This window comes from Anabaenopsis elenkinii CCIBt3563, from assembly GCF_015245355.1.
In the GTDB taxonomy this organism is placed as follows: Bacteria; Cyanobacteriota; Cyanobacteriia; order Cyanobacteriales; family Nostocaceae; genus Anabaenopsis; species Anabaenopsis elenkinii.
This window is the reverse complement of sequence record NZ_CP063311.1, coordinates 4,459,348-4,485,490: the sequence shown is the minus strand read 5'-3', so window position 1 is coordinate 4,485,490 and position 26,143 is coordinate 4,459,348. Positions and strand designations below refer to the sequence as shown.

23 protein-coding genes and 1 pseudogene are annotated in these 26,143 nt (G+C 42.6%); 11 read left to right on the top strand and 13 right to left on the bottom strand.

All coding sequences use genetic code 11. The annotated features are described in order from the left end of the window. Window positions 1–56: 56 nt before the first annotated feature. Entirely contained in the window at window positions 57–1,130 is a 1,074-nt protein-coding gene (gene murG, locus IM676_RS19595) for an undecaprenyldiphospho-muramoylpentapeptide beta-N-acetylglucosaminyltransferase (protein ID WP_200988412.1), read from the top strand. Window positions 1,131–1,234: 104 nt separating this feature from the next. Then, the gene (locus IM676_RS19590; protein WP_200988411.1) at window positions 1,235–2,161 is read left to right on the top strand and encodes a cobalamin-binding protein; all 927 of its coding nucleotides are present in this window, start codon (window positions 1,235–1,237) and stop codon (window positions 2,159–2,161) included. Between the two features lie 27 nt (window positions 2,162–2,188). Here the strand turns inward: IM676_RS19590 and IM676_RS19585 are convergent, their stop codons facing one another. Beyond that, entirely contained in the window at window positions 2,189–2,905 is a 717-nt protein-coding gene (locus IM676_RS19585) for a class I SAM-dependent methyltransferase (protein ID WP_200988410.1), read from the bottom strand. Window positions 2,906–3,113: 208 nt separating this feature from the next. Here IM676_RS19585 and IM676_RS19580 point away from each other — a divergent pair, with 208 nt between their 5' ends. Then, the gene (locus IM676_RS19580) at window positions 3,114–4,160 is read left to right on the top strand and encodes a hemolysin family protein (protein WP_200988409.1); all 1,047 of its coding nucleotides are present in this window, start codon (window positions 3,114–3,116) and stop codon (window positions 4,158–4,160) included. A gap of 35 nt (window positions 4,161–4,195) precedes the next feature. Here the strand turns inward: IM676_RS19580 and IM676_RS19575 are convergent, their stop codons facing one another. After that, window positions 4,196–6,466 carry a RelA/SpoT family protein gene (locus IM676_RS19575; protein WP_200988408.1) on the bottom strand — a complete coding sequence of 757 codons (2,271 nt, stop codon included), beginning with the start codon at window positions 6,464–6,466 and terminating at the stop codon, window positions 4,196–4,198. 273 nt (window positions 6,467–6,739) lie between these two features. Here IM676_RS19575 and patD point away from each other — a divergent pair, with 273 nt between their 5' ends. Together patD and IM676_RS19565 are read left to right on the top strand one after the other, a co-directional pair. Continuing rightward, complete coding sequence (gene patD, locus IM676_RS19570; RefSeq protein WP_200988407.1) at window positions 6,740–7,090, top strand: heterocyst frequency control protein PatD; 351 nt, start codon at window positions 6,740–6,742, stop codon at window positions 7,088–7,090. Window positions 7,091–7,235: 145 nt separating this feature from the next. Next, window positions 7,236–8,888 carry a dipeptide ABC transporter ATP-binding protein gene (locus IM676_RS19565; RefSeq protein WP_200988406.1) on the top strand — a complete coding sequence of 551 codons (1,653 nt, stop codon included), beginning with the start codon at window positions 7,236–7,238 and terminating at the stop codon, window positions 8,886–8,888. A gap of 332 nt (window positions 8,889–9,220) precedes the next feature. Here the strand turns inward: IM676_RS19565 and IM676_RS19560 are convergent, their stop codons facing one another. Further along, on the bottom strand, window positions 9,221–10,030 hold the full coding sequence (locus tag IM676_RS19560; protein ID WP_200990295.1) for a sugar phosphate isomerase/epimerase family protein: 810 nt from the start codon (window positions 10,028–10,030) through the stop codon (window positions 9,221–9,223). 147 nt (window positions 10,031–10,177) lie between these two features. Further along, window positions 10,178–10,873 carry a hypothetical protein gene (locus tag IM676_RS19555; RefSeq protein WP_200988405.1) on the bottom strand — a complete coding sequence of 232 codons (696 nt, stop codon included), beginning with the start codon at window positions 10,871–10,873 and terminating at the stop codon, window positions 10,178–10,180. A gap of 644 nt (window positions 10,874–11,517) precedes the next feature. Here IM676_RS19555 and IM676_RS19550 point away from each other — a divergent pair. The 3 genes and pseudogenes from IM676_RS19550 to IM676_RS19540 all read left to right on the top strand — a co-directional run bounded on the left by IM676_RS19550 (window position 11,518) and on the right by IM676_RS19540 (window position 13,141). Then, on the top strand, window positions 11,518–11,826 hold the full coding sequence (locus IM676_RS19550; RefSeq protein WP_225880410.1) for an HNH endonuclease: 309 nt from the start codon (window positions 11,518–11,520) through the stop codon (window positions 11,824–11,826). A 39-nt stretch (window positions 11,827–11,865) separates the two neighbouring features. Beyond that, a pseudogene (locus IM676_RS19545) lies at window positions 11,866–12,684 on the top strand (RNA-guided endonuclease InsQ/TnpB family protein); the annotation flags it as partial. Beyond that, window positions 12,656–13,141, top strand: coding sequence for a GNAT family N-acetyltransferase (locus tag IM676_RS19540; RefSeq protein WP_200988404.1), 486 nt, complete (start codon window positions 12,656–12,658; stop codon window positions 13,139–13,141). The pseudogene IM676_RS19545 and the gene IM676_RS19540, both read left to right, overlap by 29 nt. 5 nt (window positions 13,142–13,146) lie before the next feature. On the opposite strand, the gene IM676_RS19535 is transcribed toward IM676_RS19540, so the two are convergent. The 6 genes from IM676_RS19535 to IM676_RS19510 all read right to left on the bottom strand — a co-directional run bounded on the left by IM676_RS19535 (window position 13,147) and on the right by IM676_RS19510 (window position 20,748). Then, the gene (locus IM676_RS19535) at window positions 13,147–14,343 is read right to left on the bottom strand and encodes an FtsW/RodA/SpoVE family cell cycle protein (protein ID WP_200988403.1); all 1,197 of its coding nucleotides are present in this window, start codon (window positions 14,341–14,343) and stop codon (window positions 13,147–13,149) included. Window positions 14,344–14,551: 208 nt separating this feature from the next. Further along, window positions 14,552–14,758, bottom strand: coding sequence for a phycobilisome linker polypeptide (locus tag IM676_RS19530; protein WP_200988402.1), 207 nt, complete (start codon window positions 14,756–14,758; stop codon window positions 14,552–14,554). A gap of 226 nt (window positions 14,759–14,984) precedes the next feature. Next, window positions 14,985–15,470 carry an allophycocyanin subunit beta gene (gene apcB, locus IM676_RS19525; protein ID WP_200988401.1) on the bottom strand — a complete coding sequence of 162 codons (486 nt, stop codon included), beginning with the start codon at window positions 15,468–15,470 and terminating at the stop codon, window positions 14,985–14,987. Between the two features lie 69 nt (window positions 15,471–15,539). Continuing rightward, window positions 15,540–16,025 carry a globin family protein gene (gene apcA, locus IM676_RS19520; protein ID WP_200988400.1) on the bottom strand — a complete coding sequence of 162 codons (486 nt, stop codon included), beginning with the start codon at window positions 16,023–16,025 and terminating at the stop codon, window positions 15,540–15,542. 318 nt (window positions 16,026–16,343) lie between these two features. After that, entirely contained in the window at window positions 16,344–19,754 is a 3,411-nt protein-coding gene (locus IM676_RS19515) for a phycobilisome rod-core linker polypeptide (protein ID WP_200988399.1), read from the bottom strand. Between the two features lie 538 nt (window positions 19,755–20,292). Beyond that, window positions 20,293–20,748: a phosphate-starvation-inducible PsiE family protein gene (locus IM676_RS19510; protein WP_200988398.1), complete on the bottom strand. Its 456-nt coding sequence runs from the start codon at window positions 20,746–20,748 to the stop codon at window positions 20,293–20,295. 227 nt (window positions 20,749–20,975) lie between these two features. Between IM676_RS19510 and IM676_RS19505 the strand changes: the two genes are divergently transcribed. From IM676_RS19505 to IM676_RS19495, 3 genes are all read left to right on the top strand, one after another. Then, window positions 20,976–22,202: a zinc ribbon domain-containing protein gene (locus IM676_RS19505; RefSeq protein WP_200988397.1), complete on the top strand. Its 1,227-nt coding sequence runs from the start codon at window positions 20,976–20,978 to the stop codon at window positions 22,200–22,202. A 202-nt stretch (window positions 22,203–22,404) separates the two neighbouring features. Beyond that, complete coding sequence (locus IM676_RS19500) at window positions 22,405–23,508, top strand: XRE family transcriptional regulator (protein ID WP_200988396.1); 1,104 nt, start codon at window positions 22,405–22,407, stop codon at window positions 23,506–23,508. Next, the gene (locus tag IM676_RS19495; RefSeq protein WP_200988395.1) at window positions 23,495–24,007 is read left to right on the top strand and encodes a hypothetical protein; all 513 of its coding nucleotides are present in this window, start codon (window positions 23,495–23,497) and stop codon (window positions 24,005–24,007) included. The genes IM676_RS19500 and IM676_RS19495 overlap by 14 nt, the downstream gene beginning before the upstream one ends. 77 nt (window positions 24,008–24,084) lie before the next feature. Here the strand turns inward: IM676_RS19495 and IM676_RS19490 are convergent, their stop codons facing one another. The 3 genes from IM676_RS19490 to IM676_RS19480 all read right to left on the bottom strand — a co-directional run. After that, window positions 24,085–24,261, bottom strand: coding sequence for a hypothetical protein (locus IM676_RS19490; protein WP_200988394.1), 177 nt, complete (start codon window positions 24,259–24,261; stop codon window positions 24,085–24,087). Beyond that, the gene (locus tag IM676_RS19485; protein ID WP_200990293.1) at window positions 24,258–25,829 is read right to left on the bottom strand and encodes a WD40 repeat domain-containing serine/threonine-protein kinase; all 1,572 of its coding nucleotides are present in this window, start codon (window positions 25,827–25,829) and stop codon (window positions 24,258–24,260) included. The genes IM676_RS19490 and IM676_RS19485 overlap by 4 nt, the downstream gene beginning before the upstream one ends. 122 nt (window positions 25,830–25,951) lie before the next feature. After that, a partial coding sequence (locus IM676_RS19480) for a WD40 repeat domain-containing protein (protein WP_200988393.1) occupies window positions 25,952–26,143 on the bottom strand: 192 nt, incomplete at its 5' end.

Sequence of the window (26,143 nt, the reverse complement as noted above, 5' to 3'; positions counted from 1 at the left end):
AAGTCAGGAAATTGTTTTATCTTCAGATATGCTAGGCGTTAAACGTTAAAGTTTTCATGGCAAACGCACCGGTAAAATTATTAATAGCTGCTAGTGGAACTGGTGGACACTTGTTTCCGGCGATCGCACTGGCTGAGAAATTAGCAGATTATGAGATTGAATGGTTGGGTGTCTCCAATCGTTTAGAAACCCAACTTGTGCCCACACAGTATCTATTGAATACTATTGCAGTTGAGGGGTTTCAGCAAGGATTTGGTTTGTCCACACTTCGGATTTTAGGGCGACTAATAGGGGGGATTTGGCAGGTAAGACGCATCCTCAAACAAGGGAATTTTCAAGGTGTGGTGACCACTGGGGGTTATATAGCCGCTCCAAGCGTGATTGCAGCCCGTTCCCTGGGATTACCTGTAGTTTTTCATGAATCTAATGCCTTACCTGGTAAAGTTAGCCGGTTTTTTGGCCCTTGGTGTAGTGCGGTGGCCTTAGGGTTTGCTTCCGCCAGTGAGTATTTACCTGGCTGCAAAAATGTTTATGTGGGTACTCCTGTACGTTCTGAGTTTCTAGAACCAGGACTAAATAAACCACTGGATTTACCTATTCCTGATGGTGTCCCTTTAATTGTAGTCTTTGGTGGCAGTCAGGGGGCAGTGGCGGTGAATCAGTTAGTGCGCCAGTCGGCTGGGGCGTGGTTTGATGCCGGTGCTTATGTGGTACATTTAACCGGTGAGCAAGACCCCCAGGCTGATAGTCTCCAACATTCACAATATATCAGGCTACCATTTTACAACAATATGGCGGCTTTGTTAAGACGAGCAGATTTAGCCATTAGTCGGGCGGGAGCAGGTAGTTTAACAGAATTAGCAGTATGTGGAACCCCAGCGATATTGATTCCTTACCCCTTTGCTGCTGAAAACCATCAAGCATATAATGCAGAGGTCTTTACTCAAGCTGGGGCGGCTTTAACTTTTGGGCAATCGGAGTTAACAGCACACATATTGCAAACTCAAGTTTTACATTTATTGCGATCGCCCCATGAGTTAGCCAGGATGGCAGAAAATGCCAAATCCCTCGCAGTTCCTGATAGTGCTGACAAGTTAGCTTCTTTAGTTCGCGAAATAGTTTCTATGTGATCTTGTTTGATGAATAAAAAACAGGTGTTCACCTAAAGAAAGATACCCCAACAGTTAAAGTTTGCCAGAATTAAAATTATGGTAGCTGTTCTGGAGGTAGCCCGATGGCCAATAGTAGTTTCAGGATTGTTTCTTTAATTCCTGGGGGAACGGAAATTTTGGCTGCACTGGGACTGACTAATCACATTGTCGGGCGATCGCATGAATGTGACTACCCTCCAGAAATCAAAACTCGCCCGGTTTGTACTCAAGCACGCTGGAATTGTCATCGGCAAAGCCGTAATATTCATGATGATCTGAACGATTTATTACAAAAAACCCTAAGTATATATGACATCAAAACCGATGTTTTAGAGAAATTACAACCCACCCACATTATTACTCAAGACCAGTGTGATTTATGTGGAGTTACCCTGGTAGATGTAGAAAAAGCAGTTGCTAGTCTTGTCCACATATCACCGGCAATTATTTCTTTAAAACCGCATATTCTTAAGGATGTTTGGCAAGATATTGAGCGAGTAAGTCATATATTTGGTGTAGACTCAGTTCACCTGTTGGAAAATCTAGAAGCTCGTGTGACGATTTGTCAGCGAAAACTCGAGGGGCTTTCTTTAACAGAGTTACCCAGAGTAGCCTGTATTGAGTGGACAGATCCGTTAATGATTGCTGCGAATTGGATTCCCGAATTGGTTGACTTAGCAGGAGGTAAGTCACAATTTAGCATCACGGGTCAGCCTTCTACTTCCATACCCTGGGAAGCACTATTAAGAAACAATCCAGAGATCATTATTTTTATTCCCTGTGGCTTTGATTTAAATCGGACTCGTCAAGCCGCCCAATTATTTATTCAACGACCAGACTGGGAAAAACTTCACGCCGCCCAGAGTGGTAGAGTTTATGTTGCTGATGGCAATGCTTTTTTCAATCGTCCCGGACCAAGACTGGCAGATAGTTTAGAAATTCTAGCTGAAATTTTACACCCAGAAATTTTTGATTATGGCTATAAAGGAACCGCCTGGGATGTGGTTTAGACCCACACCCGGATGCGGTTAACTGGTTCAAGTCCAGCCGCCAAACACAGCTAAACCGTAATATTTCCAAGGGACTGCTACTATTTTAAATCCAGATTGAGTGAGCATTTGCAAATGTGTCTCTAAACTAGCGAGTTGGTCTTGACTAGAATATCCTTGCTGAGTACTACTACCAAGCCTAGCGCGCACCTGGCTTAAAGTATTTCCTGGTTGTGCTGCCCATCTTTCTCGTGCTGCCTGATAAACTTCTGCTAAGATCGGCGATTCTGGTAATATGGGGTCTGCATTACCAAAATAACCTCCAGGGCGAAGACTAGCAGCAATGCTTTGAAATAACTTCAGCTTCATGTGATCATGGAGATGATGAATTGCCAAAGATGAGACACAGGCATCAAATTCCCTACTTATATCAAAATTTTCCGGATGATTTGCCCATTCACCAAAATCTGCTTGTATGCCAGTCCATCGCTGTTGATATCCAGCATGGGTGATTTTCTCCCTAGCGAATTGTAACATTCGTGGTGAGTAATCTAAGGCAGTGATTTCCGCATGGGGACAGCGCTGGAAGATTTTCAGGGTTAGTTCCCCTGTACCGCAACCTAGTTCTAAAATCCGACGAGTTGTAGTGGGAAGACACTCGGTAATCACCCCCAACATTTCATCATAGCGGGGTAAGAGTTGGCGAATACCGTTGTCAAAATCGGCAGTGTTAGCGAATACCTCTCCAGGAAATATTTGTGTCATCAGAATCTCAACCTATTATTATTGATCTTGACTCAAAATACCTTAAAACCCAGAAGTGTTGATTTGAGTAGCAGTGTTTCTGTGGATTTTGTAAAATGGAGATAAATTTGTTTTGACTTGATGCGGGTAGTATCCTCTAAATTTTGTTGATTATCATAATGGGAAGAATACGGAAAATCATCGAGGAGGGTGAGCAACCCTCGCTTTTATGTTGCAGCTAATAATAATTGTATTTGTTGTGATTGTCGGTTCAGGGCTTTGTTCTGCTACAGAAACAGCGTTATTTTCTGTTTCTCCCCTGAGAGTCATACAATTAGCACAGTCCAATCATCCAGCCGCTGTTGCACTGTTGGCGATTCGGGAAAATATGAATCGACCGATTGCCACAATTGTGATCATGAACAATATTTTTAACATTGTTGGCAGTATTATTACAGGTACTATTGCTAGTCAAGTCTTGGGAGATACTTGGCTGGGAATATTTTCGGGAATATTTACCCTTTTGATTATCATGTTTGCAGAAATCATTCCCAAGACAATTGGAGAGCGCTATTGTGAACAAATCGCTATGGTGACCGCTTTACCTGTAACGGGACTGTCTCTAGTGTTCACACCCCTGGTTTGGATTATCGAAAATGTCACTGCACCCTTTTTTAAAACCAAAAAGCGCCCAACCACAAATGAGGCTGAAATTAAGTTGCTGGCGAATATTGGTCAACAAGAGGGGATTATTGAAAGCGATGAAGCAGAAATGATTCAACGGGTGTTTAGATTAAATGATCTCACAGCAGCAGACTTGATGACACCCCGGATTATGTTAACTTATATCCGCGGAAATCTCACTCTTGAAGCCGCAAAAAAAGATATTATTGCTTCTCAACATACACGCATTATTGTAGTTGATGAATCTATTGATCAGGTAATTGGATTTGCTTTAAAACAGAATTTACTCACAGCGATGGTTGAAGGTAAGAATCAGGAGAAAATTGCCAATTTAGCCCGCAAAGTTCACTTTGTTCCCGAAATCATTCGAGCTGATACTCTGATGAAGAGTTTCATCGCAGCGCGAGAGCATTTGGCTGTGGTGGTTGATGAATATGGAGATGTGGCTGGTGTGATCACTTTAGAAGATGTACTAGAAGTCATCACCGGTGAAATTGTCGATGAGACTGATAGAACCGTTGACTTACAAGAAATTGCTCGCAAGAAGCGAGAAAAAATGTTGCAGTCTATTAATGTTAGTCATCCCAGCTAAGTTTTATAGTCTGATTTGATACAGCCTAGTAAATACTATTCGTCAATTTGACCCAGGCGACGGATATTTAAAATGTCGCTCATTTTCTTAATTTGAGTAAACACTTGCTCTAATTGCAGGCGATCGCGTATATCTATTCCTAAATCAATCAAAGCGGGTTGATCAACAGAAGTTTTCACCTGTGCATGACGCACATTAATTCCCTGGTCACTCAACCGGGATAAAATATCCTTCAAGACCCCCACACGGTCAAGGGCTTCGATTTGCACATTTACCGGGTAAGTCTGGGGACGACTGATATGTTCAACAGCACAGTTCCAACTAACGGGTACTAAGCGCTCAAACTCGACACTTTCGAGATTACTACACCCTTGACGATGGATAGAAATTCCTCTACCCCGTGTGACCACACCAATAATTGCTTCACCGGGAAGGGGGGTACAACAACCAGCTAGATGATATACTAATCCCTCTACGCCAATAATGGGTGAATCACAAGGACGGGTATTCAGGGGAGGGGTATCGCGGACAATTTTTGATGTGGTTGGTATTTCTTTACCGGGAAATAAAGGAATAACGTTAGCAGGTTGTTGTTCTTTAGCTACTTCTCGCCAGCGATTGAGAACTAAATTGAGGGTAATTTCACCGTAACCCAAACCTGCTAGTAAATCTTCGACGCTGTGATAATTACATTTTTCCGCCACAGTTTGCATGGCTTGTGATTTGAGCAAGTTATCAAAACCTGTTTTACCCAGTTCCTTTTCCAATAGTTCCCGTCCCCGAGCCATATTTTCATCCCGGCGCGATCGCTTATACCATTGTTTAATGCGATACTTGGCTGCTGAAGTTCTGGCAAAATTCAACCAATCCAAACTAGGATGGCTGTTCTTCTGGGTAATAATTTCTACAATAGCCCCATTTTGTAAAGGAGTTGACAAAGGTACCATACGTCCATTTACCTTAGCTCCGGCACAGTGGTTACCTACTTCCGTATGAATATGATAGGCAAAATCTATACAGGTTGCACCTGGACTCAAAGGTATAACATCCCCCTTAGGGGTGAAGACATAGACATCATCTTCAAATAGATTGTCTTTGACGCTATCAAGATATTCTTGAGCGTCCTTGAGATCACTTTGCCATTCTAGCAGATGTCTTAACCAAGTAAACTTTTCATCAGCGCTGGTGATTTGGCTAGTAGAACCACCTGTTTCCTTATACTTCCAATGGGCCGCAATCCCATATTCAGCCACATGATGCATTTCCACAGTGCGAATTTGGATTTCCAAAGGGCGGCCAGTTAGGCCAATCACTCCAGTATGCAACGACTGGTAACGGTTAGGCTTGGGCAACCCGATGTAATCTTTAAATCGAGAGGGAATAGGGCGAAAGGTATCATGAACTACTGCCAAAGCCCGATAACATTCCTCATTAGTCTCGACAATAATCCGCAGAGCAGCCAAATCATAAATTTCATGAAATTCTTTTTGCTGCCTTTGCATTTTCTGATAAATGCTATACAGGTGCTTAGGACGACCACTGATATCATGACATTTAATACCGGCTTGCTCCAAACGCTCCCGCAGTATTTCTGTAGCTTTAGCCAGTTTTTCTTCCCGCGCCGTCCGTTTTTCGGAAACATGATCCTGCATTTGCCGAAAGGCTTCTGGTTCCAGGTATTTAAAGGATAAATCTTCCAGTTCCCATTTGATGTGCCACATCCCCAGGCGATTTGCTAAGGGAGCAAAAATATCTCTAGTTTCTTGGGCGGTGCGCAGACGACTAGACTCTGACATATATTGTAAAGTTCGCATATTATGCAAACGGTCCGCCAGTTTCACCACAATTACCCGAATATCCTTAGCCATAGCTACAAACATCCGCCGGAAGTTTTCCGCTTGGCTTTCGGTTTTGCTGGTGAAGTTTATTTTAGAAAGCTTGGTGACACCTTCTACTAATTGGCGGACTTCTGCTCCAAAGTGTTTTTCTATGTCTTCACTTGTGACATCTGTATCCTCCACTACATCATGAAGAAATCCAGCTGCTATCATGGCAGCACTGCCACCTAAATCTCGCAGTAATCCGGCTACGGCCACGGGGTGACTAATATATAGTTCTCCCGATTTGCGGTATTGACCCTCATGGAGTTGATAGGCAAATTCAAAGGCCTTACCAATCAAAACTTCATCACTATACTTTTGGTGTTCTTCGGGATCACCCCTATATGCTGATGACTCTCGTAAACATTTGTCAAGCCATTCCGGAAGGGGGAGTTCAGTTGTGGAATTTACAAGTGTGCTGCTCATACAATTAGGGATTAAACGTGATCAGTAGACAAGTCACTGGATGAAGATTATGGGTAGCAGGAGGGACGGAAAATCCTATCTGCAACAGTTCAGAAGAAAAATGAGGATGATTTTCTAGTTGCCTGTGGTAATTATCCATACAGGAATCATAAATCTATATTATGGCAAAACCTCAAAGCATGAGTTGAGGCACTGCAGTTTGTCATCAGAAGTTGAGAAAGTTTATTTTAAAAGATAATTTATTGAAACTAATACTATCTTAAATAGCATTGAATGTCTCTAAATCTTGAGAAATATCAGACACTCGCAACTTTGCTAGAGCAAATACGCTCTGATAGCTGTGTCACCCCGGTGAATGTAACCCAACTGCGAAAGGGTGTGGCTTTGTTACAGCAGGTGTTTCGCCAGGAGATTATACCTTTACCTGATGGCGGTTACCGGGTACAGTCATATCAGACGGAGATCAGTAAGCAGTTGCGCCTGTTGGAAATTGATGTCATGTTCCTCCAAGGAGCACGGCAAGCATCCACGACTAATGAGAGACTGAAGTTGATTCGCGATCGCTTGCATACTCTCATGCAATACTGTGAGGCTATTGTGCAACCACCAGAGGGGGAAACATAACAATTCTTTACCTTTTGCTCTACTCCTGACATGATCTCATATTTGTGGGAAAATTGACAGTTATTTTGGTAACAATTTCCCCAACCAGGAATTTCCCAGAAGGTATAGGGGTGAGTTTCAAAAACATCCTGATAACACAAATTAAATGAGCGAAGCTTTATTTACCATTGAAAATCTCCGTGTGGCTTATCCTCAAAGTAATGAGGAGCCAGTAAATTGGGCAGTTGATGATGTATCTTTCACCTTACAATCAGGGGAAAGAATGGGTTTGGTGGGTGAGTCTGGGTGTGGTAAATCGACTCTGGGAAGGGCTGCAATGGGCTTGTTACCCCCGGATAGTCCTATTCAAGGCCAGGTGAGATTTCAGGGCAAATCAGTGTTTAATTTAATGCCTAATGAATTGCGGAAATTTCGGGGTGAGTCCCTGGCTTTGATTTTTCAAGATCCCATGACACGCCTTGACCCATTAATGACCATTGGTGATCATTGCATGGAAACCCTACAAGCCCATTTACCAAAATTATCACCTAGGGAAGCCAAAGCACGAGCGATCGCCACTTTAGAAAAAGTCAAAATTCCTGGAAGTCGTTGGGATCAGTACCCCCATGAGTTTAGCGGTGGAATGCGTCAACGGGTAGCCATTGCTTTGGCTTTACTGCTCAATCCCAAGTTGATTATCGCTGATGAACCCACCACTAGTTTAGATGTTACCGTCTCAGCCCAGATTCTCCAAGAATTAACCCGTCTATGCACTCAGGAAAATATGGCCTTGTTGCTGATTTCTCACGATTTGGCTCTGGTGGCGGAGTATTGCCATCGCTTGGGTGTAATGTATCAAGGTAAAATGGTGGAAATGGGGGCGACGGAAACTATATTGAGACAACCCCAACATGAATACACGCGATCGCTATTCCAAGCAGCTTTACATATTCAAAGTATAGATACAGAAACTATGGCTTCTGTACCAGCAAGTGGGGAAGCTTCGCCATCACCAATCTTGCAGATTACACAACTGAAGCAGCACTATACTATAGAACCGAATTTTATTCAAAGATTATTCAACAAACCAAGGGAAACAATTAAAGCCGTAGATGGGGTTAACTTAGAACTGTATCCTGGGGAGATTTTCGGTTTAGTTGGGGAATCAGGTTGTGGTAAAAGTACACTATCCCGGACAATCTTACAGCTGATTCGTCCCACATCTGGGAAGGTGGAATTTTTAGGACAGGATTTAAGGCGTTTATCACGCAGGAAAATGCGGGTTTCACGGCGACAAATGCAGATGATTTTTCAAGACCCCCATGCTTGTCTGAATCCTGTAATGACAGTGGGACAAAGCATCGCTGACCCCTTATTTATCCATCAGCTAGCTGATGCACAAAAAGCAAAATCACAAGTGTTATGGATGCTGGAAAAAGTGGGATTAACACCGCCAGAACTTTATTATCAACGTTATCCATCAGATTTATCCGGGGGACAACAGCAACGAGTCGCGATCGCTAGAGCTTTAATTACTCGTCCCCAACTGTTAATCTGTGATGAACCTGTGAGTATGTTAGATGCTAGTGTACAGTCTCAAGTGCTGGATTTGATGTTAGAATTAAAGGCAGAATTTAAATTAACCTATTTGTTTATTACTCATGATTTGTGGTTAGCGCGGTTTTTGTGCCATCGCATTGCCGTTATGCATAGTGGTAAAATTGTAGAACTGGGTAGTACAAAGGAAATATTTACCAATCCTCAACATCCCTACACTCAAACCTTACTAGCATCCGCTCCCTTATTAGCTCGTTCTTAGGTCTACCAGAAAACGCGCACAGTGCCCCTGGTTTCTAACTATGGGGGTGTAGTGCGCTAGCGACTTTAGTCGCATTAGAACGATTGACTGGCTTTAGCCACAGTGATATAATCGTCAAAGCGAGTAAAACAACCATTTAGCCGCAAACTTGCAGCCGTGGGGCACACGGTCAAGATGCTTGCAGTTAGCGGAGCGGCGCGTTAGCGCGGGTAAATTCATTGGAATCCCCGTGAAGCAAGAATCCCCCGGCTTCTAGCCGTGGGGAGTGTCAAAACGTCTGTGCGGATTGCAATTCAGGTGAGTGAGAAGGCAAAAATGTTAAGCGAATCTAATCAGGGCAACAATCCGATGTTAGCGACAAGGCGCTGCACGTGTATGTACTCTTGCCGCACCACCGAGACAGGTAACCGATTCAATCGGCTCTCTAGCACAATGGGAACTCCGTGTGGAAATTGAGTAATCTGCGATACCCACCAAGTATGAGGTGTAATCGGAGAATGGATGTCCTGCCGCCCATCATTGTCAGAGATATGAATCTCCAAAAGTCGCTCTGATGGCAGTTTCAACCATTGCAGCTTTGCTGGTAAGCTGTCGTGTTGCCAGATGTTGAGGTGTGCTAAGTCAACAACTATTTTAATTTGGGGGGCATCGTGACAAAACTCGGCAACTTCCCAAGCATTGTCTAAAAGGTACTGCTTACCGCTAGTGGGTAAGGTTGGATACATGGTTTCCACACCAAGAACAATCCCCCGCGTTTGGCAAAGTTGGTGGAGGTGATGGACGTTTTCGAGAAAGTTAGCATAAGCTTGGGCGCGTTCTGTGCCGATGGGGAAATGTCCTCCATGCACAGAGTAAGCTGTAATATCTAAATCAGCTAACCAGTCTGTCATGCGCTGGAAATATTTCCAGTCTTGGGGTTGCGCTAGATTGAAGGTTTGGTGGCGCTCCCCCCAAACGAAGGCATGGTGCGATCGATAGACCATTCCTTGTTGCTGAAAATCTTGAATTGCCTGCACTGCATCAGCATCAGGTCGAGGTCCGATTGCCAGTTCAACATGGCGAATACCTGCTTGGCAAAACACCGTCAAAGCTTCACGGGTTGGCACTCCGCCATAAGCAGACAAACTCAGATATAACTCCATCACAGTCTTGCTCCATAAAACTTATACAATTATTATTTATTTCCAGCTTCCACCAAGGTAGACGGCTACTTTTTGTCCACGGGCGTGCCTTCCACTCATAAGAGAGTGTACAAATTCAATTTGATCAGGGAATGAGGTAATAGGAGATTACTGCTGTGTTGATATATATTCAAAGCTTGCTGTTCTGGGCTTAAGGGCAAACAGTTTTGTGACATACCCCACCAAGATGCTTAATTCCTGAGCCAACTGGTTTGTTTCGGCTTCTGGATAATTTATCTCTCTCAACAAACCCTCCACATCACCTGAGATATAGTAGTCAATTTGTTCTTTCAAAGAAGACTCTGTGGATTCATTGAGGTTGTAGATACGTTTGTAAGGCACTTCAATGCGATATTCCGTATCGCCTAACTTTAAAGACAGAGAATAGCTGTACAAGATATGGGTGCGTTCGTCATCATAGGCGTCAGGGTCTTCCAGAGTTTGATAATTGCTTATACCTATTGGTAGTTCAAGTGTTGCCAATAACCAGGTAGTTGGGTCTTCTGGGATGATAGTTTCAGATTGCCGAGTGTACCAGTTATTGCTTTTGTTCTGTTTCAACTCCTGCACAAATGCCTTCAATTCCGGTGTTGGTAGGCAACAACGAGCATCTGTAGCCAGGGCATCAGTGATGCGTTTCAGTTCTATTACCTGTGCTTCCAAAAGTACTTGTTCAGAATGACGAATTTCTTGCATTCGTGCCTGTACTAGTTGTTGTAGAGATGCAATCTCTGGGTCAAATTGGCTGGCATGATTTTGCACCAATGCTTGATAATTGGAAAGCAGAGACTCCGAATTTGTCATGGCATTCCTCGCTACTTAATGAGTGCAAATTATTAAAGACTGTTGCAGGGGGAGTAATTTCTGCAAATATTATATAGTTTATTTGGCGTTGCTGAATCCAAGTATGAATCATGGGATAGCGAAGCGCTGCTGCAAGCAGATCGCCTCAAGTTTGCGGGCGCTACGCGCCCGCACCGTAACGGAACCTTACCGGAACTTGGCGGGAGCGTGAAAGCCCCTGAGAAGCAGCAACGCAGTTGCGTACTTCGTGCTTTAGACAGGGGATGAAACGCGACACATCAGGCTTCAGCCTGCTGTGTCCCCTTCGAGTTTTAGGTTATCAATCCAATCTTCAATCAAAGCAGTGATAGTTTTATCTTTTTGAGCAGCATATAAATAAAGTTTATTTCTTCTCCGCGTTAGACAACACCCAGTTGGTAAATACAACTCAGGATTAAGTACTAACAAAGAGATATTAGGATTTAAAACCATCATCACCTAAATACTGGCATACAATCGGTGAAAATAACTGGGAATTTGCAGTTAAGAAGGACGATAAGTTCATCAAACTACACAAACACCCAGAAACTCCTATTGTACGTCATGTTAAGGTTAAAGGAAATGCCTCACCATTCGATGGTAATTGGGTATATTGGAGTTCAAGAATGGCAAACCATCCCGAAGCCAATAAAAGAATAGCGACACTACTTAAAAGGCAAAAGGGTAAATGTCCAGAATGTGGGCATTACTTTAGGGAAGGTGATGTAATGGAAGTTGACCACATCTTACCCTTATCTAAAGGTGGAAAAGATGAATACAAAAACCTACAACTATTACACAGACATTGCCACGACAAGAAGACAACCAGCGATGGAAGTCTTACAGGTATTCATGACAAGAACCATATCACTGAGGAGCCGTATGAGGTGAAAGTCTCACGTACGGTTCTGAAGACGAGTCGGTCAGGTGACTGACCGGCTTAGTTTAATTATAAGACCAATAAACATTATCAAGTTTTGCACTCTCAAGCAGCACAACAAATTTTGAGGTCTGTAGCAGAATCATTTAAGTCTTTTAAAGAATTAGATAAGAAGTACAGCAAAGGTGAATTGCATTTTAAGCCCAAGCTGCCGAAATATCGTAAAGGTGCAGGGTATTCACTTGTGACCTACCCAAAGCAAGCATTGAAGCTTGTTGGTGATCATATAAAAATACCGCTGGGTAGTACTGTTAAACGTTGGTTTAAACTTGATAGTTTCTTGCTGCCAATGCCTTCAAACCTGAAGTTTGCAGATATTAAGGAATTAAGAATACTACCAAGAAACCGATGCTTTTATGCTGAATTTGTCTATGAGCAAAAGTCATCACCAAAAATTAATTTTAATCCTCAGTATGCTCTAGCTATTGACCCCGGCATCAACAACTGGTTAAGCTGTGTTTCTAATGCTGGAACTAGTTTTATTGTTGATGGACGCAAAATTAAATCTCTTAACCAATGGTATAACAAACGTGTTGCTACCTTAAAGGAAGGTAAACCACAAGGATACTGGGATGAAGAACTAGCCCACATCACAGAAAAGCGTAACCGACAAGTGAGAGATGCTGTAAATAAAGCAGCTAGATTAGTTGTTGACTACTGCATTAAATACAAAATTGGTACAGTTGTTTTTGGGTGGAATCAAGGACAGAGACAAGAAGCAAAGTTGGGTAAAACAACTCAATCTTTTGTACAAATACCAACAGCTAAATTAAAGGAACGAGTTAAACAGTGGAAAACCTATCAAACATCCTCTCAAAGTAACCATGACCATCCGCCATGCGAATATCAATGATTTACCCGCAATAGTAGCAATTTATAATGCAGCAATTCCCAGCCGCACAGCAACAGCTGATTTAGAACCAGTTTCTGTGGAAAGTCGCCTAGCTTGGTTTCGAGGGCGATGTTTACGCAGACCAATTTGGGTGATAGAAGTAGAAGGGATAGTTGTGGGGTGGCTGAGTTTTAAATCATTTTATGGACGACCGGCTTATGATTCCACAGCCGAAATTAGTATTTATCTTTCCCCTTCTGTGCATAGATGTGGTTTAGGAGGACAACTCCTAGACCGAGCCATTAAAGAAAGTCCAAACTTAGGACTAAAAACGCTTTTAGGGTTCATTTTTGCCCATAATCAACCTAGTTTGAACCTGTTTAGTAAATTTGGGTTCAAACAATGGGGATATTTGCCCCAAGTTGCAGAACTTGATGGTATAGAACGGGATTTAATGATTATGGGACTACGAATTTAAGTAGTTCACTTCTTCTGCAACGTCCGACGCTGGCGAGATTTTCCAGGTTGGGGTTTACGCAGTGGTACTACATCTGCTTCACTACTCTCACGGGCTACCCGAATCAGTAAAGCTATACCTATGAGGCTGGAAATAATAGAATTACCACCATAGCTAAACATGGGGAGGGGTAAGCCTGTGGTGGGTAATACACCTGTGGCTACGCCAATATGTAGTAATGATTGTCCGATAATTACAATTGTAATGCCAATGGCTACCAGTCGGTTAATGATATTCTTGGCCTTTAATGCCACAATTAATCCTAGGGTGGCGAATAAACCTAACAGCAGCAACAGTGCCATACTACCAACAAAGCCAAATTCTTCAGCAAAGATGGAGAAAATAAAATCAGTGTCCTGGATGGGTAAATAAAATAGCTTTTGCTGAGAAAGTCCAAACCCCACCCCCGATGTTTGACCAGAACCTATAGCTAGCAAACTTTGTACTAGTTGGTAACCATCACCTGTAGCATCAGCCCAAGGGTTGAGGAATGACATCACACGGCGGCGCTGATACTCTTTGATGCTGATACTCATCAGGGCTAATAGTATTCCACCAGCTGCTGTTCCCCCTAAATATTTGTAAGGTAGTCCCCCCGCTAAAGCAATTAACCAAACAGTCATACCACAAAGTGCTGCTGTACTTAAGTTAGGCTGGGCGAGGATACCTAAAAGCACTAGACAAAAAACACCTAACCAACTTAAGCGTATTGACCAACTCAACTTTTCCCACTGTCCAAATAGTCGCGCACTTTGCAGCACTAAGAAGGGTTTAATTAATTCTGATGGTTGTAAGGGAATAGGGCCGATAGCTATCCAACGCGCTGCATCAAAGGCTTTTTTACCGACTCCCGGTATCAATGTCCCGAAGATTAACAGCAGAAACAGGGCGATAAACCAATGAGAATTTCCCAACATTTTGCGGATGGGGAGATTCACAATGATGTTAAATACAATCAGGGCAAAGAAAATCCAGGCTAATTGCCGCTTAAAGTAGTATAGTCCGTCTCCTAGGCGCATTTCAGCAACGGGATAGGAGGCTGAAAATAGGATAATTAATCCCACAAATAGCCAGATAAATGTGATGGAGCGTATTAACCTGGCTTCTAAGGCCCAGGTGGAGACAGAACTATCAAAAATGGGAATCAGGTGACGTAGATTCACGATGAATTAAATTAAAAGTTAGACATAAACTTGGTAGTTGTCCACTTTTATAACTCAAATTTTTGCCGATCGCAGGCAAAGTTGTGTATCTAATCAAGTACACCCCAAGTTACCTGTTACCTGTTACCTGTTCCCTGATGTGGTAAAAAAAAAGAGGTCTATCTCGACCTCTTGACAACTCCCTAGAATAATGTCCTCTTGGTATTAATTACATCAACCCAGCATTAGTACCTTGCTTACCGGTTGCTAGTTCTACTTTAACAATTTTGCCACCCATTTTTTGAATGCGTTGCTGTTCGCGGAACCAGTTTTCGTAAGGAACTAGCTTAGTAAAGTAAGTATTTTGTAACTCTCTTTGAGTACGAATGCGAGTTTGACTAGGAACACAAGCAGTAACTTTAAACATACGCGCCATATCTTATAGTCTCCTATGGTGATTGTGAAAAGTTTTTTATGTGAAAAAAAATGGGAGTGTTTATCCTATCAAAACATTTAAATCAATCACTCCAAGTCTGGAAACTAACTATCAATACCAGACCGCTAACACTCATTCACGCTACAAGCGGTAGAACGTTCTAGTACTCATAATTAATTCCCAGACCCAAATAATTGCACTTAATATTTTTAAGTGCGATCGCCTTTTAGCTCAAGCCAGAGGAGATGTAGTCTAAGTAAACGCCCATTTCTTTACCAGCGTCGGGTCCTACTAAGCTAGCGGTTACTTCTTTGATGGCTTGGATAGCTTGTACTGTAGCACCTACGGGTACACCCAAGGAGTTGTAGGTTTCTTTCAAGCCATTCAATACGCGCTCATCGAGGATGGAAGGATCGCCAGCTAGCATTGCGTAGGTAGCATAACGTAGGTAGTAGTCCAAATCGCGGATACAAGCAGCATAGCGACGGGTGGTGTACATATTACCACCGGGACGGGTGATATCAGAGTACAACAAAGATTTAGCTACTGCTTCTTTAACGATCGCTGCTGCGTTAGCGCTGATGGTGGTAGCAGCGCGGACGCGCAGTTCACCGGTGGAGAAGTAGCCTTTGAGCTTTTCTAGAGCTGCAGTGTCCAAGTATTTACCTTGAACGTCTGAAGCGTTAATGACAGAGGTAATTGCGTCTTGCATGTTGTTATTTCCTTATTTCCAATCGTATTGCAACACTTACGTTTCAGCAGAAGTAATGATCGCTTCAGCTTACTGCATCGCACCGACGAGGTAGTCGAAGTAAGCGCCAGCTTCACCAGCGTCTTCAGCAGACAGCAAAGTAGCAGCAACATTCTTCATAGCGTTAACGCCACCAGCTACAGCGTCAATAGGAGTACCTAGGGATTTGTACATTTCCCGTACACCTACAACACCGATTTCTTCGATGGGGGTAACATCACCGGAAACGATTCCGTAGGTTACCAGGCGCAGGTAGTAGTCTAAGTCACGCAGACAGGTAGCTGTCATTTCTTGACCGTAAGCGTTACCACCGGGAGATACAACATCAGGGCGCTTTTGGAACAACTGGTCACCAGCTTGCTTCACAATGCGCTCGCGGTTGTCGGTCAAAATTTGAGCGATGCGGAGGCGACGTTCGCCACCGGAAACAAAGCTCTTGATTCTATCCAGTTCGCCGGGGCTAAGATAGCGGGCTTCTGCATCAGCATTCACGATGGACTTCGTGACGATACTCATTAATGGATTCCTCCAGTACTAATGAAACCAGAATGTAATTAAACTGGTACGATTTTCAGTTTGGCAGTAGCTGAGTTTTTTGGTTGTTTTTGATTCAACAATGCCATAGCACTGTGAACCTGCCTAGAAATCAACTACCTTCCGCAAAACATTTTCCGGCATTCTGTTCACCATTTATCACTCTTGTTAATACTTTGTAATATTAATTTTTAGTTTTAACAGTGATTTTTGCCGGAAAGCTTGATTATACAAGGATATGAGGAGGAAAGTGGGGAAAATTAACTATCATCTCCCGGCTCCCTCCTCATAATTAGATAATTAGCGATCGCTAGGTCTGCCTGTCAAGACCGCAGGAGATAAACTAGACCAAGATTGTTTCACCAAATCAGCCGCCGCTTGCACACTACCAAGGTAGTTACCCGCAGGTAGTGATGGGTAGCGCTGATAAGGTACTACATCTTCACCGAAATAGCGAGCATATTCAGCACTATCTACAATTGCTTCTACAGCCGCTCTTAAGCCACTATCAGCCAGCAACTTGTTATATTGGCGGATTTCCCCCTGGGTAGCTGGTGCGCGTCCCAATAAGTGACGGAACAGGAACTCAATCACCTTGGTATTAGGATAAGGGGTATAGAAGCGCTTGCGGTAGATTTCTGAACTAGCCAGTTCCCGGACAAACTCCCGCACAGAGATTTCCCCATTGCGCAGTTTGCTGTCTAAGTTAGAACGGCGGTAGTCTTGGGGAACTTGACCGCTAAATACATCCAACACTTGACAGTAAGCCGCATCAATTACTAGCTGTTTCTCCCCTGGGTTCCCATCTACAGTCATGCGGTGAATCCGTGCAGGTTTGCGGCGACTTGTACCTACACCCACTTCCACAGACTGACCGCGTCCGTCATTGAAAGAACGACCCAACTCAATGAATAACGGCTTAGTTTTATCCATTTGCTTGGCTTTGGCTGCCAAATCTGCGATCGCCTTAGCCAAAATGGGGGTATTTACCGATGCTATCCGCGGCTTAACTGTCTCAAAGCTAGGTACAACCAAATCATTATTTTGCTTAGTCAGCTGATTGTAAAGCTTTTGAGTATTGGGGAAATTAGCCGCTGGGAGAGTTGGGAAGCGACGGTAAGGAACCGTATCTTCACCGAAAGCCTGGCTATATTCCACACTTTCTACCATGGCATTAATAAAGGCGCGAATCCCTTTTGTAGCCAGAATCTGGTTATACTTACGGATTTCTGCCTGGTCTATTGGCGCACGTCCCAAGAAATGCTTAGTACCCAACTCAATTACCTTGGTGTTGGGATAGGGAGTATAGAACTCCTTGAGATACAGGTTAGAGTAACCCAGACCTGTAATAAATTCCTTCACACTAATTTCGCCATTGCCCAGCTTACTTTCCAAAGCTGTAAACTCATTCTTGACGATGTAAGGTGCAACATCCCGTTCAAAAATTTGGCGATAAGCAGCACTAATCACAGTTTGCACCGCCACCTTATTAATGGTATTTGCTACCAACTTAAAGATTTTGGTTTGTTCGCGCTTCTTAGTGACACCTTGATTAATGCGGAATTGGATATCTGGTTCTGTGCGGTTTTCCTTAACTGTACCCAGTTCCACAAACCGTGGTGTTTCCACCTTCTCAACTTTCCCAGTACCCACATCCTCACGAATACTACCAACCCGCAGCTGACGTAAAGACACACCCGCAGGAGTTAAATAGCGTTCATAGGGTACTGTATCCTCACCAAAGGCCTCGCTGTACTCTTGAGTATCCAAGATAGCATCTACCACAGCGTAGAAGCCCTTCTTAGCAGCAATGTCAAAATACTTGTTATTCTCTTGACGACCATAAGTCGGACGACCCAACAAGCGGCGATGGATGTACTCAATGGATTTACAAACATACAGAGATGTCCAGTACATCTTGCGGAATAAATCCGACTTCGCCAACATCCGCACAAACTCTCGCAGAGAAATTTCGCCATTTTCCAGCTTAATTTCTGCCACCTTCAGCCGTTGACCCTCATAAACATCACGGCCAAAAACTTGCAGGTAAGTAGCTTTAATCACTGCTTGGGTAGAGCTTTCCGAGAACTTGACACTCACACCCTGTCCGCCCTTTCTGCTGAGAGTTGCAGGGATTTGGTCTAGTTTAAACACCTTGCGCCCCAAACTTCCGGGAGCTTCACCCCGCGCTTGAGGATTACTTAATTGGTTATTAATACCAGGCCCTTGGTGAATCAAAATGCGGCGGGTATCCTTCCCAAAAGGAGCAGGACTACTGCTAGGATTGCGGGTTTCTTTCGGGAAAATTGCCCCAAATTGAATTTCCAATGGGTCATTACCAGAACCATAAGGATGTTGGTCTGGTAGTGGCTGTTCGTAAGCTGCAAAGGTAGTAATAAACTGAGGTACTTTGCGGAAAGGCGCACTGTATTTAAACAGGTCTTGCTGGGGTCCCCAGTTACGACATTCTTGCGCTTCTTGACCCAGACCACGCAAGTAGGGTACTGTTTCCTCCCCAAAGTAATCGCCGTATTCCTGAGAATCTACCAAAGCATCTACTAAAGCTGGTAGACCACCATTAGAAATAATTCCAAAGTATTTTTGTACCTCTTCCCGGCTACTTGGCCCCCGTCCTAAAATGTGACGGAAGGCTAATTCAATCACACGGCTGTTAATAAAAGGCTGGTAAAACTGTTTTTGGTAAAGGGGAGATTTAGCGAGACGGCGGACAAACTCCTTCATGGAGATATCGCCATTCTTCACCTTAGATTCTAAATCAGAGATTGACAAGCTATAAGCGCGGGTAATATCACGCTCGAAAATTTGCCGATAGGCTGCTTTGACGACCTCAATTTTCTCACTAGCTGATAAACCGGGCTTCATAGCAAACTTAGGTCTTCTTTCTGCTGCTACAGAGTAAATCTGTGGTAGCTGTAAACCTTGTTGGTCTGCTGAAGGACGTTGACGCAGTTTGTTAGAAGGTGTAGGTGCTTTGAACTCTGTCAGCAATACATCCATGTATTGAGACACAATTTCTGTAGCCTCAGCATCTTTGCGGAAATAAGACAGGGACGCTGATTTAATTTCCTGCAAAGCTACAATGGTCGCGTCAGTAGAGCAAGCATTTTCGATGATTTCCCGCAAACCCCGTGTATTCACCACGATGATATTGGGGTCACCAGCGACGATCGCGTAGGTAGCATAGCGCAAGAACCAGGATAAATCCCGCAAGCTCTTAGCCATGTTGCTCGGACCATAACGGGCGACATTGATCGGTCTAAAACCCGGAGGTGTTGGACCCCCAGCAGAAGAGTTAAAGATAGAACGGAGATTTTCTAGGAACCCGCCACGACTTTCAACGTAGGTGACAGTCCCTAATTTCATCCCTTCGGTAACACTTGTCTGGGACATCTCCCCAGCGATCGCCATAGCTGGTTCTGGTTCTTTGGGCTTTTCTAAGAACGCCATGGGGGAACCACCCACAAAAATGCGGTTAGCAGCCCTAGATACGATAATCTCAGAATTTTCTGTCAGCGTCTGGGCAATTGCTAAACGTTTCGCACCCGAGGCAAAATAGCTAGCCAGTTCGCTGAGTTCCCCCCTCCCTAAAAAGCGGTCCTGTTGTTCCGCTTGGGAAATTGTTGATACAGTCAGAGTTTGATACAGTTGCGGACGCGCAACTGAGCTTCCACCACTTGCCTTAACACTCATTGAATTTGTAAAACTCCCATGATAATTATTTTTATGTGTTAAGTCTGGGTTGTTTTGAGGCTTGACACATAGGCGTGATTATGCGTTATAACTACCCCCTGCAAAACTGCCAGTAAATTAACCCAGTTAGCTTTAGATTAAAACGTTTTGCGTTTACTCTGTTAATTTATTAAGAAGTATGTAGAATTTGTCATCTTCCAGCCTGATCATCAATAAGTACATATTCTCATTCATGGCTAAAACTGCTCGTGGGACAACAACGGCAGAAAAACTCACCATAGTTTTTGATCACTATATAGTATTTCCCATGCTCGTGAGGTAGAAAATTGTTTAGTTTCAGGGAACAGGGAACAGGGAATAGGGAATAGGGAACAGGGAATAGGCAATTGATGTGTACTTCATTAGCCTGAAAAAGGCTATATAATAATTTAATATTTATTTAATATTTAGCTAATATTTAATTTACTTCCTTGTATAAGTATCCGAATATACTAATAAAACTTCTGTATAACCTCACACTAGCAGATGTCCCATGATCTTAAGTTCTGCGCGAATTACTAAAACGAATAATTAAATAGCTCAGAGATAAGGCCAGAATGGCTAAACTTAGACCAATGATCTCAAGTCCTCGCACCTTATCTAAATCTAAAATAATAATTTTTCTCGATACAGCAATTAAGGAGGTGACAATAACTAACTCTACTTGAAAAACGTGTCTTCTCAAATAAGCTGTAATATTTTCTAATATTTCTAAAGCAATTAATATATTTAAAAATAGACCAAACACCTGAAATAATTTACTATTAATATGACCGTAGGGTATAGTTAACACTTCCTTAATTATAAAAACTCCTAAATCTAGGATAGCCACCAAAATCACTAATACCATCAAGATAGATAGAATTTTAGATACTATCACCTCCAGGTTTTCAATCACGTGCATGAAATTTTCATCCCTGGTCAACATCAAAATACGTCTGATGAATTTCTTCATAAATTCGCCAAATTTTAACTAATAATTTAACCAATATAAATCACGGGTAAACTCACATTACCATAGAAACAATCTGAAAACTAATCAGCCATGTTTGCATAAACTCCCTATCCTAACCTATCCTGGCAAGATTATACATTAAAAAATGTAACAAAAATTACCATAATATCACCTTTTCAATACTGGGGTGATAGTATAAAAAATCAATTAATATATTCAACCGCCATATGCTGAATAAAATTCGCCAGTTTTGGGGTAAGTCTAGAAAAATCAACAATCAACCACTAAATAAAGTCAGTTTAGTAGTGATTATAGTGATTGATATTTTTATATTGATCAACGTCTTTACAGGATTGAGTGATATTAGTACATGGTATATCACCCCATACCAGGCTTATCCCTGTTATTCACCATGGCAAGACTACACAAACCAAGACAATGTAGATAAAGACTTTAATATCATCAACAATTCATTATCCCAAACTCCTAATCAGCCCAGCCAAGAGCGAATTTACCAAGAAGTAGAACAGAGAAATCTAGGTAAAGTCTCTCCAATTTGTTTAGAATATAGCAGATATCAAGACAAAATTAACAACCCTCAAAACCAGAAAATTATTAAAAATGTTCAACAGCAACAAGCCAGGGTAAATCAATTAGCAGAAACTAATCGCCAGATTCGGGCTGAATATCCCACCACACTTTTAGAAAAAATCGCCGAACTCCCCAGGGAGCAGTCAATTAACTTAGTAGATGCAGCTAAAGCTAAACAAACTTTAGACACAAATAACCAGCGAATTTCTACCATAGAAGCAGAAATTAAAGAGTTAAAAAATCAACTTGTGACCAAACCAGAAAGCGTTAAATTTTTAGAATTTATCAGGGAAGATAGTAATTTTACACAAGTAGAAAAAAATTATCAGCGGGCTTTGTTTTGGTATCCCAGTATTCAACTTATTTTACAATCTTTATTCCTTGTCCCGCTAATTTTAATCGCTCTTTCCGTTCATAACTTTTCTCAACGCCGAGAATATGGGTTAATATCTTTAATTAGTTGGCATTTGCTGGTAATATTTTTTATACCCCTAATTCTCAAAGTCTTTGAATTTCTGCAAGTTGGGGTATTATTTCAATTTATATTTAATATCGTCAGCAGAATACTTGGCGGTTTGCTATTCCTGATTAGTTATGTTTACATATTGTTAATTCCAGTGGTAGGTTTTGGCATTATCCAGCTTTTTCAAAGAGTTATTTTGAATACCAAAGCCCAAGCAGTCAGGAGAGTCCAGGAATCACGCTGTATTAACTGTGCGAAAAAAATCCGCAATCATGATGCCTACTGTCCCCATTGTGGTTATTATCAATATGTTGAATGTCCCAATTGCCACAATTTGACCTATAAATATTTACCACATTGTCATCATTGCGGTGCTTCCCAAGATTCAACCAGCAGTTGACCTGTGAGGATGGTAAGGGATTTTTGACAACAGATTACTGCTAAGTATGGTATTGAAAATATCTGTTGTCATTATTAATAATGATGCACTTCAAATTTATGTAAAATCGCTTTTACATTTTTCCATTATAATTAGAGAAAGTACACTTAAGAGTTTTGACATATTCCCTGAGCCTAACAGAGAACGCTGTTAAAAACCAGCCATGAAAGAAATCATTGCTGCTAACATCCTCCGCTATCGCAAAAGTCTAGGCTTGTCTCAAGAGCAACTTGCAGAACAAGCCTCTGTAACTCGTCAGAGCATCAACAACTACGAAAACGCCAAAACCTTACCAGACAGCAAAATCCTCTCAGCCCTGGCCCGTGTTTTGGGGGTGACACTTGATGATCTGCTACGCCATCCAAGTGGACGACTGCTTAACTTCCGGTTCCGCGCCCATGGCTCTTTTGACAAAAACCCCCAGTTTGCAGCCCAGGTGTTACGAATCCTGCAAACTTATCACGCCCTAGAACAAGCCGTTGGCTTACCTACTTACACCCCAGAAAGTACACCTTGTCACCAAGTAGAAGGGAACGAAAAGCGCATTCAGGGAATAGCTGCTTTATTTCGTCATCGTCTCGGCTTGGGTGAAGCCCCCATTGCCAACTTATTTGAATCTGTAGAAGAAATCGGTTTAAAAGTTATACGTCAACCCATTCCCATCAAAGGTTTCTTTGGTGTGAGTGCTTGCAGTGATATTGAAGGCGCATTTGTCTTAGTCAACACCCACAACATCACTATTGAACGTCAATTGTTTACCCTTGCTCATGAAATTGGGCACCTCATATTTCACCGCGTAGAATACCAAGATACCTTAGTTGATTCAGGAAGCAAAACAGAAGAAAAGGCACGGGAAAAGGTAGCTGATTATTTTGCCAGTCACTTACTTATACCTCAAGCTGAATTTGAGCGGATGTACACGCTCACCCAAGATGTTGTCAAACTCAAACGGCATTTTCGGGTAAGTTATTTAGTTATTTTGCATCGTTTAGCAGCGATGGGAATCATTGACTTTGCTCAAGAAAAAGCTAAAATTTGCGCAATTTATCAAAAGCAACATCATGGTGAATCTTTGCAAAACTCAATGGAGTTACCACCAGCCATTGGAATAGAAGAATACCCAGAAAATGAACGTTATGAATGTCTAATTTGGCAATGTTTGAAAATGGGCAAAATTTCGGAAACCAAAGCAGCAGAACTGCTCAATTTAACTGTGGAAAAACTACGGGTGCGTCGTCAAGAGAATCAGGTTTATGCGATCGCTTAATGGTACCATTCTTGACGCTACTGCACTCATTGATTTTTGCTACCTAAAGGAGTGGGGATGGCTGCAACAGCAGTATAGCCCGTTGTACATTGCTCAGGAACTTTTAGACTCAGACCAACTGGAAATGTCTACTCGCCAAGTTGCTCACCAATACTTAACACCTCTAAACATTTCCACAGAAGAAGTTTTTGCCAGTTTTCTAGAATTTGGTGAGAAAACACCACTTCTGAGCGTTGCAGATAGGTCTACAATAGCGATCGCCCGTCATCAATTGTTGATTTGTGCAAGTGATGACGGGCTAGTTATTGAAACCTGTCAAGCATACAACATTGGCTATACTAGAACACTGCGATTATTGGGTGAAATGGTGGATACAGAACATAAAACAGTCATTGAGGTAATGGTAATGGCTGATCAATTAATCCAGGAACGTGGTAAACACATTTCTCCTCAGATTTTAAAAGATTGGAAAAAAAGTTTACAGAAATATGGTAAATGATATCAACTTCGATATCAAAATGGCCTCCCTAGGTTTCTACATCCCCGACTTCTCGGCAAAAGTTAGGGATGTGCTGGTTACAGGTTATCCCTAGGTTTGTTAAGATTTGCTAAGTAATTGTCAAAAAGACTGCGATCGCTGTAAGATAAAAGGTAATTAGGATTAATGGCAATAGCTTGGGTGTAATCACTCACGGCTAAAGCCCATTTTTTTTGGGTAGAGATAACCCCGATTGTAGATGAACTTTGATTCACCAGTACCTTAATCTCCACAGTTTGATAGTCCTGTCCTCACTCCCATTAGCCAGGGTTTGACCATCCGGGCTAAATGCTACAGACCTAACCCAGTCAGAATGACCGGTGAGGGTATGGCGAAGTTTACCTGTCCGCACATCCCACAATTTGATAGTCTTGTCATCACTCCCACTAGCCAGGGTTTGACCATTCGGGCTGAATCCTACAAACCTAACCGGTTCAGAATGTCCAGTAAGGGTGTGACGAACCTTACCTGTCTGCACATCCCACAGTTTGATAGTATTGTCAGAACTCCCACTAGCCAGGGTTTGGCTATCCGGGCTGAATCCTACAGAATAAACCCAGTCAGAATGACCTGTGAGGGTGCGGCGAACCTTACCTGTCCTCATATCCCACAGTTTGATAGTCTTGTCAAAACTCCCACTAGCCAGGGTTTGGCTATCCGAGCTGAATCCTACAGATAAAACCCAGTCAGAATGACCTGTGAGGGTGTGGCGAACCTTACCTGTCTGCACATCCCACAGTTTGATAGTCTTGTCCCGACTCCCACTAGCTAGGGTTTGACCATCCGGACTGAATCCTACAGACGTAACCCAGTCAGAATGACCGGTGAGGGTGTGGCGGAGTTTAGAGGTATCAATTGCAGGGGAAACTTCTGTGGATGAGGTTGTAATTACTGGACTAACCGGACTCAAAGCCTGAATCACTTCACTCACAGACTGGTAACGGCGCTTAGGGATAGGATGGGCTAACTTTTCGAGCATTTCTCCCAACTCATCACTTACCACATTCCCATTTAGGTAATCTCGCCATACCCATTCTCCTTCTAGGGGACTATATAAATCAAAGGGACTCACTCCTGTTAATAAATGCAGACAAGTTACCCCTAAACTATATAAATCACTACTAAATAATGGTTTCCCCATGGACTGCTCAGGAGCGCAGTACTCTGCGGAGCCGATAATTGTTCCTGTTGCTGTGCGCTGTTGTGGTTTGACTACTTTAGCTGCGCCAAAGTCTACTAAAAATAACTTGTTGTCACTGCTGCGGCGAATAATATTCTCTGGTTTAATATCTCGATGTATTACCTGTTTGCTGTGGACGTATTCTAATATCTGTAACAGTTCTGGTAATAGTTCGCGTATTTGCTGTTCTGAAAACACACCCTTTTGATCTAATTCATTTTGTAGGGTGTTTCCTGCTACAAATTCTTGTACTAAATATTGGCGACCATTGACGATAAAATAAGCCATCAACTCAGGAATTTGGGTATGTTTACCCAACTCCTCTAATCTTTGTGCTTCCTGTGCAAATAACTGGGATGCTTTTTCAATGGTATCAGTTCCCTGGGCTTGGGGTAAAAACTGCTTAATTACACAGTAGGGCTGGGATGGTTTATATTGATCTGTAGCTAAAAATGTGCGCCCAAAACCACCCTGACCTAAGATTGAGCGGGGTATGTATCTTTCTGTCAGCACTAACTTACTACCGCATTGCTGACAGTATTGAAAATTATCCGGGTTGGGGTGCAGACAGTCTGGGTTGAGACAGTAGATTTGATTGCTCATGTCTGGGGCGGTTTGTCTGGTGGCGATTACCAAGAGTAATTATACACTTAAGTATGGGTTAAAGTGCCTGCACAAAAAAGTTTTAGGGAACACACCGAATAAGGGATAAATTCCTGTGCAATTCAGTAGAATGGGAAAAACTTTATGCTCTCATTGTGTAATTTACTCACATCCCAGAGTTTGATAGTCTTGTCCCCACTCCCACTGGCCAGGGTTTGACCATCCGGGCTGAATGCTACAGACCTAACCCAGCCAGAATGACCGGTGAGGGTGTGGCGAACCTTACCTGTCTGCACATCCCACAGTTTGATAGT